Consider the following 11,900-nt stretch of genomic DNA (forward strand, 5'->3'; position numbering starts at 1 on the left):
ATGCTGACCTTCACTTCTCCCCAACTGGCCGCGGCCTGGCTCAAGGAGCGTGCGCCGCAGGCCGCGATGCATGCCGACAGCCGTGCCGTGGGTGCGGGCGACGTCTTCGTCGCCTGGCCCGGCGCCGCGACCGACGGGCGCAAGCACGTGGCGGCCGCGCTGGCGCAGGGCGCGGCGATCTGCCTGGTGGAGCACGAGGGCGTGGAGGCCTTCGGCTTCGATGGTGACGAACGCATCGTGAGCTACCCCGGTTTGAAGGCCGCCACCGGCCCGATCGCCTCGGCCTTCTACGACAACCCCTCGGCCCTGCTCGACGTGCTGGCCGTGACCGGCACCAACGGCAAGACCTCTACCGCATGGTGGCTGGCCGAATCGCTTTCCACGCTGAGCGCGGCGGGTGGCGTGCGCGCGATGAACCCCGACGGCACCGTGCAGCGCGATGCGCCGTCGTCCTGCGCGGTGATGGGCACGCTGGGCATCGGCGTGCCGCCCGAGCTGACCTACACCGGCCTGACCACGCCCGACCCGGTGATGATGCAGCGCGAGCTGCGTTCGCTGGTCGAGCGCGGCTTCGGCGCCTGCGCCATCGAGGCCTCGTCCATCGGCATCGCCGAACGCCGGCTCGACGGCGCGCAGATCGCGGTGGCCGTGTTCACCAACTTCACGCAGGACCACCTCGACTACCACGGCAGCATGGACGCCTACTGGCAGGCCAAGGCCGAGCTGTTCCGCTGGCCCGGCCTGCGCGCAGCGGTGATCAACATCGACGACACGCACGGCGCCAGCCTGTGCGCGAACCTGATCGACGCCGGCATCGGCGCGCTCGACGTCTGGACCGTCTCGGCCGGCGGCAAGCCGGCCCGCCTCATGGCGCGCGACATCGGCTACGACGCGCAGGGCCTGCAGTTCTCGGTGGCCGAGCACGGCACCACCGCGGTGGAGCGGCTCTCCACCGGCCTCATCGGCCAGTACAACGTGGCCAACCTGCTCGGCGTGCTCGGTACCCTGCGCGCGCTCGGCCACACGCTGGCCCAGGCCGTGGCCGCCTGCGCCAACCTCACGAGCGTGCCGGGCCGCATGGACCGCGCGGGCACCGGCGAAGGTGCACCGCTGGCGGTGGTCGACTACGCCCACACACCCGACGCGCTCGACAAGGCCCTGATCGGCCTGCGCCCGTTGGCGAAGCAGCGCGGCGGTGCGCTCTGGTGCCTGTTCGGCTGCGGCGGCGACCGCGACCCGATCAAGCGCCCGATGATGGCCGCCGTTGCCGAGCGCCAGGCCGACCGCGTGATCGTCACCAGCGACAACCCGCGCAGCGAGAAGCCCGACGCGATCATCAGCCAGGTGCTGCGCGGTTTCTCGCGCCCCGAGGCTGCGCAGGTGCAGCCCGACCGCGGCATCGCCATCGCCGACGCGATCGCGCAGGCCGCGCCGCAGGACGTCGTGCTGATCGCCGGCAAGGGCCACGAGGCCTGGCAGGAAATTGCCGGCCAGCGCATCGACTTTTCTGACAAGGCCCACGTGCTGCAGGCACTGGCGAAGCGGGGTGCCCCGGCATGACCGACACGACGCCGCTCAATATCACGCTGGCCCAGGTGCAGCAATGGATTCCGGGTTCGCACCTGGTGGGTGACGCCTCGACCGTCATCGCGCGCGTGCACACCGACACGCGCACGCTCGCGCGGGGCGACCTGTTCGTTGCGCTCAAGGGCGAGCGCTTCGACGCCAACGACTTCCTCGCCGACGCGAAGAAGCAGGGCGCCGTGGCCGCCATCGCGCACCGCGGCCTTGAAGCCGCCGGCCTCGCCGGCCTCGAAGTGCCCGACACGCTGGCCGCGCTGGGCGCACTCGGCGCGGGCTGGCGCGCGCAGTTCGAGCTGCCGCTGATCGCCGTCACCGGCAGCAATGGCAAGACCACCGTCACGCAGATGATCGCGGCCGTGCTGTTCGCCACGCGCGGGGAACGTGCCTTGGCCACAGCCGGCAACTTCAACAACGAGATCGGCGTGCCGCTCACGCTGCTGCGCCTGCGCGCGCAGCACCAGCTCGCGGTGCTCGAGCTGGGCATGAACCATCCGGGCGAGATTGCGAGGCTGGCCGCCGTTTCGCGCCCGACCATCGCGCTCGTCAACAACGCGCAGCGCGAGCACCAGGAATTCATGGCCACCGTCGAGGCGGTCGCCGTCGAGAACGGCGCCGTGTTCGCGGTGCTGCCCGACGACGGCACCGCCGTGTTCCCCCATGGCGACACCTTCACCTCGCTGTGGACCGACATGGCGCATGCCACCGGCACCCGCCGCTGCATGACTTTCGGCGAGTCCGAAGACGCCGACATCTCGCTCGACAGCGCCGAATGGAAGCAGGGTGCCTGGGCCGTGCGCATCCGCACGCCGCTCGGCGCCTTCGACGCGCGCCTGCACATCGCGGGCCGGCACAACGTGGTCAATGCGCTGGCGGCCACCGCCTGCGCGCTTGCGGCCGGCGTGTCGCTCGAGACCATTGCCGAAGGCCTGTCGGCCTTCGAGCCGGTCAAGGGCCGCTCGCGCGCCAGCGAGATCGTGCTGGCCGGCGGCCATGCGCTGACGCTGGTCGACGACAGCTACAACGCGAATCCCGATTCCGTGATCGCAGCCATCGACGTGCTCGCCGCCCTTCCGGGCCCGCGCCTGCTGGTGCTCGGCGACATGGGCGAGGTGGGCGACCGCTCGCCCGAGTTCCATGCTGAAGTCGGCGCGTGGGCGCGCCAGCGCGGCATCGAGTCCGTCTACACGCTGGGTGCGGCGACGGTGCACACCGCCACCGCTTTCCAGGACGGCGGCGAGGGCCGCGACGGACGCCATTTCGACGAGTTCGACGCGCTCGGCGCGGCCGTGCTCGCGCGCCTGCCGCAGGTCGGCAGCGTGCTTGTGAAGGGATCGCGCTTCATGAAGATGGAGCGCGTGGTGAAAGCCATCGAGGCACAACAACAAAAGGAGGCCGGTCATGACGCATGAGCCGCGCGAAACGACATGCTGATGACCCTGGCCCAATGGCTGCAGACGCTCTCGCCCGAATTCGGGTTCCTGCGCGTCTTCCAGTACCTCACCTTCCGCGCGCTGATGGCCGCGCTGACCGCGCTCGTGGTCGGCCTCGTGGCCGGCCCGTACGTGATCCGCCGACTCGCCGCGCTCAAGATCGGCCAGCCCGTGCGCGGCTACGGCATGGAAACGCACCTGACCAAGAGCGGCACGCCCACCATGGGCGGCGTGCTCGTGCTGTTCGCCATCGCCTTCGCCACGCTGCTGTGGTTCGACATCTCGAACCGCTTCGTGTGGATCGTGCTGTGGGTCACCATGGGTTTCGGTGCCATCGGCTGGGTCGACGACTGGCGCAAGGTGGTGCGCAAGGACCCGGAAGGCATGCGCTCGCGCGAGAAGTATTTCTGGCAGTCGTTGGTCGGCCTGCTCGCGGGCTTCTACCTGCTGTTCAGCATCTCCGAAAGCTCCAACTGGCGCGTGCTCGAGCTGTTCTTCGCCTGGGTGCGCTCGGGCTTCGATCTCGACTTTCCGCCCAAGATCAACCTGCTGGTGCCTTTCTTCAAGGAAGTGAGCTACCCGCTCGGGGGCATCGGCTTCGTGATCCTCACCTACCTCGTGATCGTGGGCGCGAGCAATGCGGTGAACCTGACCGACGGCCTCGATGGGCTGGCGATCATGCCGGTGGTGATGGTGGGCTCGGCGCTGGGCGTGTTCGCCTACGTCACGGGCAGCGCGGTGTATTCCAAGTACCTGCTGTTCCCCAACATCCCCGGCTCGGGCGAGCTGCTGGTGTTCTGCTCGGCCATGGCCGGCGCGGGGCTTGCGTTCCTCTGGTTCAACACGCACCCGGCGCAGGTGTTCATGGGCGACGTGGGCGCGCTGGCGCTCGGCGGCGCGCTGGGCACCATCGCGGTCATCGTGCGCCAGGAGATCGTGTTCTTCATCATGGGCGGCATCTTCGTGGTCGAGGCGATCTCGGTGATGGCGCAGGTGATGTACTTCAAGTACACCAAGAAGCGCTTCGGCGAAGGCCGCCGCGTGCTCAAGATGGCGCCGCTGCACCATCACTTCGAGAAGAGCGGCTGGCGCGAGACGCAGGTCGTGGTGCGCTTCTGGATCATCACGATGCTGCTGTGCCTCGTGGGCCTTTCGACGTTGAAGCTGCGGTGACAGGAACATGCGTCATCTGAAAGACCTCCCCGTCCTCGTCCTCGGCCTCGGTGCGTCCGGGCTGGCGATGACGCGCTGGTGCGCGCGCCACGGTGCCGTCGTGACCGTGGCCGACACGCGCGAAGCGCCGTCGCTGCTGGCGACGCTGCGGGCGGAACTGCCCGGGGTGGGCTTTGTCGGCGGGCCGTTCTCGGCCGCGCTGGTCGAGGGCACGCCAATTCGCGCCGTGTACCGCTCGCCGGGCCTGTCGCCCGAAACCATCGCGCCGGTGGCCGATGCGGCGCGAGCCATGGGCCTGCCGGTCGGTGGCGAACTGGACCTGTTCGCGCGCGCGCTGCTGGATCTGCGCACGGTCGAGGTGCCAACGGTGGAAGCCGGGCCGGAGCCTGAACCCGAAGCCGCCACCGAAGTGGAAGCACCGGCCGAACCGGCCGCGGAAGCGCCTGTTGAAGCTGCCGAGCCCGAAGCTCAGGCGCAGCTGGCGCTGGAGGAGCCTGCGCCGGCTGAAGAAGCGGTCGAACCCCCGGCGCCGGCCGAAGCTGCTGAACCTGTCGAAGCGCAGCCCGAATCGACCGTCCCCGCGATGGCCGAAGCGATGCCGCGCGACCCGTCGATGAGCGTTGCCGCGCCGATGCCGCCGGAAGCTTCGGAGGCCGCATCCGCCGCACCCGCCGATGCCATCGCAACGACGGAAGCCGTCGAGGCCGAGCCTGAGCAGACCGACGGCGCAGTGCAAACGGCACCGGAAGCGACGGATGCGCCCAAGGCTGCTCCCGCTACCGTTTCCCGCCTCCCGACCACAGGCAAGCCCTACGTCCCCACCGCCGCCAGGGAGGCCGCCGAGTTCGTCGCCAAGATCGCCGAAATCTCCGCCACCAACCCGGCCTCCGCCGCGGTGGAGGAAGAGTCGCCCCAGCTCGAACTGGCGCCCCCCGTCGAGCCCGAAGCGCCCAAGGGCTACACGCCCGCGGTGCTCGCCATCACCGGCACCAACGGCAAGACCACCGTGACCTCGCTCACCGGCCAGCTGGTCGAACGCGCGGGCAAGACCGTGGCCGTGGCCGGCAACATCGGCCCGACGCTGCTCGATACGCTGTCCGCGCACATCGATGCCGGCACACTCCCCGATGTGTGGGTGCTCGAACTGTCGAGCTTCCAGCTCGACGGCGTGCAGGGCTTCGAGCCGACCGCTGCGACGGTGCTCAATCTCACGCAGGACCATCTCGACTGGCACGGCGACATGAAGGCTTATGCCGCAGCCAAGGCGCGTATCTTCGGTGCACGGGGCTTGATGATCCTGAACCGTGACGACGACGGCGTGATGGCCATGCTGCCCGCACCCGTCAGGGTCAAGCTGCAGCGCCCGCAGATCCGCACGCACGTCACCTTCGGCAGCGCGATGCCGCTGCGCCCGGGCGACTACGGCATCGAGCGCGTCAACGGCATGGCCTGGCTGGTGCGTGCGCTGGAAGCCGACGAAACGCAGAAGCGCAAGCGCGGCGCCGTTGTCGAGGAAGAAATCTTCCTGCAGCGACTGATGCCTGCCGATGCGCTGCGCATCCGCGGCCGCCACAACGCCATGAACGCGCTGGCCGCACTCGCGCTGGCCAGCGCTGCCGACTGCCCGCTGGGCCCGATGCTCTACGGCCTGCGCGAATACCGCGGCGAGCCGCATCGCGTGGAACCCATCGCCATCGTGGACGAGGTCGAGTACTTCGACGACAGCAAGGGCACCAACGTAGGCGCCACCGTGGCCGCGCTGACCGGTCTCGGCGAAGAGCGCCGCGTGGTCGTGATCCTCGGCGGCGAAGGCAAGGGGCAGGACTTCGAGCCGCTGGCCGAACCGGTGCGCCGGTACGCGCGCGCCGTGGTGCTCATCGGCCGCGACGCGCCGCTCATCGAAGCCGCGCTGGCACAGACCGGCGTTTCGCTGCTGCAGGCCGGCTCGATGGACGAGGCCGTGAAGCTCGCATCCGCGCGCGCCAACCCCGGCGATGCCGTGCTGCTGTCACCGGCCTGTGCGAGCTTCGACATGTTCAAGGATTACGCGCACCGCGCCGAGGTGTTCCGCGAGGCCGTGCAGGCCTTCGAGGACAGCCCGCGCGGCATGGGCGATTCGACGGAGGACACGGTTTGAACTCTGCCGCCTCAGGCGCCACGCCCAACGCATCCACCGGCCGCTTCGGCGGCTGGTTCAGGCGCGCCCGCAGCGGGATCGACTCGCTGCCCGTGCACCTGCCCGTGCGGCTGGGCGGCGCCGGCGTCGCGCAAACAAAAGCCACGCCGATGCGCGTGCTGGGTTTCGACCAGGCGCTGGTCTGGGTCACGGTCGCACTGCTGATGTGGGGCCTGGTCATGGTGTATTCGGCCTCCATCGCGCTGCCCGACAACCCGCGCTTTGCGCGCGCCGGCTACAGCGCCTCGTATTTCCTCACGCGGCATGCGGCCTCGGTGATCTTCGCGTTCATCACCGCGCTGCTGGCCTTCCAGATCCCCATGAAGACCTGGGAGCTCGCCGCGCCATGGCTCTTCGTGGCTTCGTTGCTGCTGCTGGTGGCCGTGCTCATTCCGCACATCGGCATCAACGTGAACGGCGCGCGCCGCTGGCTGCCGATGGGCTTCATGCGCTTCCAGCCCTCGGAGCTCGCCAAGCTCGCGATGGTGCTCTACGCCGCCAGCTACATGGTGCGCAAGATGGAGATCAAGGAGCGCTTCTTCCGCGCCGTGCTGCCGATGGGCATCGCGGTGGTGGTGGTCGGTATGCTGGTGATGGCCGAGCCCGACATGGGCGCCTTCATGGTGATCGCGGTGATCGCCATGGGCATCCTGTTCCTGGGCGGCGTGAACGCGCGCATGTTCTTCGTGATCGCCGCGCTGGTGGTGGTGGCCTTCGGCACCATCGTCGCGACCAGCCCGTGGCGCCGCGAACGAATCTTTGCCTACCTTGATCCGTGGAGCGAGGAGCACGCGCTCGGCAAGGGCTACCAGCTGTCGCACTCGCTGATCGCCATCGGGCGCGGCGAGATCTTCGGCGTGGGCCTGGGCGGCAGCGTCGAGAAGCTGCACTGGCTGCCCGAGGCGCACACCGACTTCCTGCTGGCCGTGATCGGCGAGGAATTCGGCCTGGTCGGCGTGCTGCTGATCATCGGCCTGTTCCTCTGGCTCACGCGCCGCATCATGCACATCGGCCGCCAGGCGATCGCGCTCGACCGCGTGTTCTCGGGCCTCGTCGCACAGGGCGTGGGCGTGTGGCTCGGCTTCCAGACCTTCATCAACATGGGCGTGAACCTCGGTGCGCTGCCGACCAAGGGCCTGACGCTGCCGCTGATGAGCTTCGGCGGCTCGGCCATCCTGATGAACCTGGTGGCGCTGGCCGTGGTGCTGCGCATCGATTACGAGAACCGCGTGCTGATGCGGGGAGGCCGCGTATGACCGGCCGTACCGCACTCGTCATGGCCGGCGGCACCGGTGGCCACATCTTCCCCGGACTCGCGGTGGCCGAGGCCCTGCGCGAGCGCGGCTGGCAGGTGCACTGGCTGGGCGCACCCGGCAGCATGGAAGAAAAGCTCGTGCCGCCGCGCGGCTTCGCCTTCGAGCCGGTGCAGTTCGGCGGCGTGCGCGGCAAGGGCCCGCTCACGCTGTTCCTGCTGCCGCTGAAGCTGCTGCGCGCCTTCTGGCAAAGCCTGCGCGTGGTGCGCCGCGTGAAGCCCGACGTGCTGGTGGGCCTGGGTGGCTACATCACCTTTCCGGGCGGCATGATGGGCGTGCTGCTCAACAAGCCGCTGGTGCTGCACGAGCAGAACTCGGTCGCCGGCCTTGCCAACAAGGTGTTGGCAGGCGTCGCCGATCGTGTGTTCACGGCCTTCCCGAATGTGCTGAAGAAGGCGCAGTGGGTGGGCAACCCGCTGCGCGCGGCCTTCACTTCGCAGCCCGATCCGGCCGCGCGCTTCGCGGGCCGCACCGGGCCGCTCAAGCTACTGGTGGTGGGCGGCAGCCTCGGGGCGCGCGGCCTCAACACCGTGGTGCCGCAGGCGCTGGCCCGCATCGAGCCGGCGACGCGCCCGCAGGTGCTGCACCAGAGCGGCGCCAAGCAGATCGACGAGCTGCGCGCCAACTACACGGCGGCCGGCGTCGAAGGCGAGCTCACGCCCTTCATCGAAGACACCGCGCAGGCATATGCCGACGCCGACATCATCGTCGCGCGCGCCGGTGCCAGCACCGTCACAGAAATCGCGGCCGTCGGCGCAGCAGCGCTGTTCGTGCCTTTCCCCTCGGCGGTCGACGACCACCAGACCACCAACGCGCGCTTCCTCGTGGACGCGGGCGGCGGGTGGCTCGTGCAGCAGGCCGACCTCACTCCTGAATTGCTGGCTGATTTGCTACAGAAAACCGGGCGCGACGCGCTGATAGAGAAGGCCGCCAAGGCCAAGACCATGCAGAAGATTGAGGCTGTGGAAGCCGTCGTCCAGGCCTGCGAGGAGCTTGCCAAATGAAGCACGCGATCCACCACATTCATTTCGTCGGCATCGGCGGTTCCGGCATGAGCGGCATTGCCGAAGTGCTGCTGAACCTGGGCTACAGGATCACCGGCTCCGACCTGTCCGACAGCGCCACGCTGCGCCGGCTCGCGGGCCTGGGCATCGGCACCTTCGTGGGCCACGCCGCCGCGCACATCGACGGCGCGGACGCGGTCGTCACTTCCACCGCGGTGCAGTCGGACAACCCCGAAGTGCTGGCCGCGCGCGAGAAGCGCATTCCGGTCGTGCCGCGCGCGCTGATGCTGGCCGAGCTGATGCGGCTGAAACAGGGCATCGCCATTGCCGGCACGCATGGCAAGACCACCACCACCAGCCTGGTGGCAAGCGTGCTCGACGCCGCCGGGCTCGACCCGACCTTCGTGATCGGCGGGCGCCTGAACAGCGCCGGCGCCAACGCGCAGCTCGGCAGCGGCGACTACATCGTGGTCGAGGCCGACGAGTCGGACGCGTCGTTCCTGAACCTGCTGCCCGTGATGGCGGTGGTCACGAACATCGATGCCGACCATATGGAGACCTACGGGCACGACTTCGCGAAGCTCAAGAAGGCCTTTGTCGATTTCCTGCACCGCATGCCCTTCTACGGCGTGGCCATCCTGTGCACCGACGATCCGGCGGTGCGCGAGATCGTGGCCGACGTGACCTGCCCGGTCACCAGCTACGGCTTCGGCGAGGACGCCCAGGTGCGCGCCGTCGACGTGCGCGCGGTCGGCGGCCAGATGCATTTCACCGCGCAGCGCCGCAATGGCGTGACGCTGCCGGACCTGCCCATCGTGCTGAACCTGCCGGGCGAGCACAACGTGCGCAACGCGCTGTCGGTGATCGCGGTGGCGGTGGAGCTCGGCATTCCCGACGAGGCCGTGCAGCGCGGCCTTGCGGGCTTCAAGGGCGTGGGCCGCCGCTTCCAGAGCTACGGCGACGTGTCGGTACAAGGGGGCCATGCAGCCGGCACCTTCACCGTCATCGACGACTACGGCCACCACCCGGTCGAGATGGCGGCCACCATCGCGGCCGCGCGCGGCGCGTTTCCGGGCCGCCGGCTGGTGCTGGCCTTCCAGCCGCACCGCTACACCCGCACGCGCGACTGCTTCGAGGATTTCGTGAAGGTCATCGGCACCGCCGACTCCGTGCTGCTCGGCGAGGTCTATGCCGCGGGCGAGGCACCCATCGTGGCGGCCGACGGGCGCACGCTGGCGCGCGCGCTGCGCGTGGCCGGCAAGGTCGAGCCGGTGTTCGTCGACGACATCGCGGCCATGCCGCAGGCCATTCTCGACAACGCCCGCCCGGGCGACGTGGTGCTCTCCATGGGCGCCGGCTCCATCGGCGCGGTGCCGGGCAAGGTCGTCGAACTCGGCGCGGCTGTGGCTGCGGCACCCTCAACATCGGAGCGCGGTTCGCGCAAAGGGAGGGCCTCATGAGCCTTCAGAATCCCCAACTCTTCGGCAAGGTTGCCGTGCTGTTCGGCGGCAGTTCCGCCGAACGCGAAATCTCCTTGATGTCGGGCACCGGCGTGCTCGAAGCCCTGCGGTCACGCGGTGTCGACGCGCACGCCTTCGACCCTTCGCAGCGCGAGCTGGCCGATCTCAAGCGCGAAGGCTTCGCGCGCTGCTTCGTCGCGCTGCATGGCCGCCATGGCGAGGACGGCACCGTGCAGGGCGCGCTCGAACTGCTCGGCATTCCCTACACGGGTTCGGGCGTGATGGCATCGAGCGTGGCCATGGACAAGGTCATGACCAAGCGCATCTGGCAGGCCGACGGCCTGCCCACACCCAAGTACGTGCGCCTGGCCTTCGACCAGCAAAGCCGCGAACAGGTCATGGTGGTGCCCGACGTGCTCGGCCTGCCGCTGATCGTGAAGCCACCGCGCGAGGGCTCGTCCATCGGCGTAACCAAGGTCGAGGGCTACTCCCAGATGCAGGACGCGGTCACGCTGTCCGCGAAATACGACGCCGATGTGCTCTGCGAGGAATTCATCGAGGGCGAGGAAGTGACCTGCGCCGTGCTCGGCCAGGGACTCGATGCGCGCGCGCTGCCGGTGGTGCGCATCGCCGCGCCCGAGGGCGCCTACGACTACCAGAACAAGTACTTCACCGACGACGTGAAGTACCAATGCCCGAGCGGCCTTCCCGAGGCCGAGGAGCACGAGATCCAGCGCATCACGCTGGCCGCGTACCACACGCTCGGCTGCCGCGGCTGGGGCCGCGCCGACGTGATGATCCGCGCCAGCGACCGCAAGCCTTTCCTGCTGGAGATGAACACCTCGCCCGGCATGACCAGCCATTCGCTGGTGCCGATGTCGGCCCGAGCCGCGGGCATCGCGTACGAAGAACTGTGCCTGCGTGTGCTGGCCTCCGCTTCGCTGGATGCAAAGGGAGGCGCGTAGTAGCCATGGCCGACAGCATTCCTGCGCCCTTCGACGTCAAGCTCATGAACATCGTCGCGAACATTGCCTTCGCGATGGTGGCGCTCATGCTGCTGGCGGCGGGCGCGTGGTGGGTGCTTCGGCAGCCGTTCTTCCCGCTCGCCGGGATCAAGGTGGACGGCGAGGTCACGCACAACAACGCGGTCACGCTGCGCGCCAACGTGGCACCGCAGCTGTCGGGCAACTTCTTCACCATCGACCTGGCGCGCGCGCGCTCCGCCTTCGAGTCCGTGCCGTGGGTGCGCAGTGCGGTGGTGCGGCGCGAGTTTCCGAACAAGCTGCGTGTGACGCTGACCGAGCAGGTGCCGGTGGCCAACTGGGGCGACGAGGCGGGCTCGAAGCTGATCAACGGTTTCGGCGACGTGTTCGAGGCCAACGTGGCCGAGGTCGACGACAACCTGCCGCGCCTCGATGGCCCGATCGAACAGGCGGGCCAGGTGCTGGGCATGTACCGCGTGCTGCAGCCGCAGTTCCAGCCCTACGACCTGGCCGTCGACGAGCTCACGCTGTCGAGCCGGGGCAGCTGGAAGGTGGTGCTGGACAGCGGCGCCGAGATTGAGCTCGGCCGCGGCCAGAGCGAGGAGGTGACGGCTCGCCTGCAGCGGTTCCTGAAGACCGTGACCCAGGTCGCGGGCCAGTACCGCCGCACGATGGCCGACGTCGAGGGCGCCGATCTGCGCCACAACGACGCGTATGCACTGAGGCTGCGCGGCGTCACCACGGTCTCGCCAGAGGCCCCAAGAAAAATCAAGTAGC

At 69.2% G+C, this 11,900-nt stretch carries 9 protein-coding genes; all 9 read left to right on the forward strand.

Annotated elements, in window-relative coordinates:
* The 9 genes from ACEOAB_RS03600 to ACEOAB_RS03640 are packed head-to-tail and all read left to right on the forward strand — an operon-like array spanning position 1 to position 11,899.
* The gene (locus ACEOAB_RS03600; protein WP_495653468.1) at positions 1 to 1,560 is read left to right on the forward strand and encodes a Mur ligase family protein; all 1,560 of its coding nucleotides are present in this window, start codon (positions 1 to 3) and stop codon (positions 1,558 to 1,560) included.
* Positions 1,557 to 2,993, forward strand: a complete 1,437-nt coding sequence (locus ACEOAB_RS03605) for a UDP-N-acetylmuramoyl-tripeptide--D-alanyl-D-alanine ligase (protein ID WP_413748994.1) — start codon at positions 1,557 to 1,559, stop codon at positions 2,991 to 2,993. Before ACEOAB_RS03600 ends, ACEOAB_RS03605 begins: the two co-directional genes overlap by 4 nt.
* Before the next feature lie 15 nt (positions 2,994 to 3,008).
* Positions 3,009 to 4,187 carry a phospho-N-acetylmuramoyl-pentapeptide-transferase gene (gene mraY, locus ACEOAB_RS03610; RefSeq protein ID WP_007832453.1) on the forward strand — a complete coding sequence of 393 codons (1,179 nt, stop codon included), beginning with the start codon at positions 3,009 to 3,011 and terminating at the stop codon, positions 4,185 to 4,187.
* A gap of 7 nt (positions 4,188 to 4,194) precedes the next feature.
* The gene (murD, locus tag ACEOAB_RS03615; RefSeq protein WP_413748993.1) at positions 4,195 to 6,324 is read left to right on the forward strand and encodes a UDP-N-acetylmuramoyl-L-alanine--D-glutamate ligase; all 2,130 of its coding nucleotides are present in this window, start codon (positions 4,195 to 4,197) and stop codon (positions 6,322 to 6,324) included.
* Complete coding sequence (gene ftsW / locus ACEOAB_RS03620; RefSeq protein ID WP_413748992.1) at positions 6,321 to 7,619, forward strand: putative lipid II flippase FtsW; 1,299 nt, start codon at positions 6,321 to 6,323, stop codon at positions 7,617 to 7,619. Before murD ends, ftsW begins: the two co-directional genes overlap by 4 nt.
* Positions 7,616 to 8,680, forward strand: a complete 1,065-nt coding sequence (gene murG / locus ACEOAB_RS03625; RefSeq protein WP_413748991.1) for an undecaprenyldiphospho-muramoylpentapeptide beta-N-acetylglucosaminyltransferase — start codon at positions 7,616 to 7,618, stop codon at positions 8,678 to 8,680. Before ftsW ends, murG begins: the two co-directional genes overlap by 4 nt.
* The gene (gene murC / locus ACEOAB_RS03630) at positions 8,677 to 10,140 is read left to right on the forward strand and encodes a UDP-N-acetylmuramate--L-alanine ligase (protein WP_413748990.1); all 1,464 of its coding nucleotides are present in this window, start codon (positions 8,677 to 8,679) and stop codon (positions 10,138 to 10,140) included. The genes murG and murC overlap by 4 nt, the downstream gene beginning before the upstream one ends.
* Entirely contained in the window at positions 10,137 to 11,105 is a 969-nt protein-coding gene (locus ACEOAB_RS03635) for a D-alanine--D-alanine ligase (protein WP_413748989.1), read from the forward strand. The genes murC and ACEOAB_RS03635 overlap by 4 nt, the downstream gene beginning before the upstream one ends.
* Positions 11,106 to 11,110: 5 nt before the next feature.
* Entirely contained in the window at positions 11,111 to 11,899 is a 789-nt protein-coding gene (locus ACEOAB_RS03640; RefSeq protein ID WP_413748988.1) for a cell division protein FtsQ/DivIB, read from the forward strand.
* Position 11,900: the final 1 nt, after the last annotated feature.

This window comes from Variovorax sp. Varisp53 (assembly GCF_059491555.1).

What these genes read in the sequence shown, in the direction of transcription:
- ACEOAB_RS03600 (WP_495653468.1), top strand. Translation starts at nt 1, where the DNA reads ATGCTGACCTTCACTTCTCCCCAACTGGCCGCGGCCTGGCTCAAGGAG.
- ACEOAB_RS03605 (WP_413748994.1), top strand. Translation starts at nt 1,557, where the DNA reads ATGACCGACACGACGCCGCTCAATATCACGCTGGCCCAGGTGCAGCAA.
- mraY (WP_007832453.1), top strand. Translation starts at nt 3,009, where the DNA reads ATGCTGATGACCCTGGCCCAATGGCTGCAGACGCTCTCGCCCGAATTC.
- murD (WP_413748993.1), top strand. Translation starts at nt 4,195, where the DNA reads ATGCGTCATCTGAAAGACCTCCCCGTCCTCGTCCTCGGCCTCGGTGCG.
- murG (WP_413748991.1), top strand. Translation starts at nt 7,616, where the DNA reads ATGACCGGCCGTACCGCACTCGTCATGGCCGGCGGCACCGGTGGCCAC.
- murC (WP_413748990.1), top strand. Translation starts at nt 8,677, where the DNA reads ATGAAGCACGCGATCCACCACATTCATTTCGTCGGCATCGGCGGTTCC.
- ACEOAB_RS03635 (WP_413748989.1), top strand. Translation starts at nt 10,137, where the DNA reads ATGAGCCTTCAGAATCCCCAACTCTTCGGCAAGGTTGCCGTGCTGTTC.
- ACEOAB_RS03640 (WP_413748988.1), top strand. Translation starts at nt 11,111, where the DNA reads ATGGCCGACAGCATTCCTGCGCCCTTCGACGTCAAGCTCATGAACATC.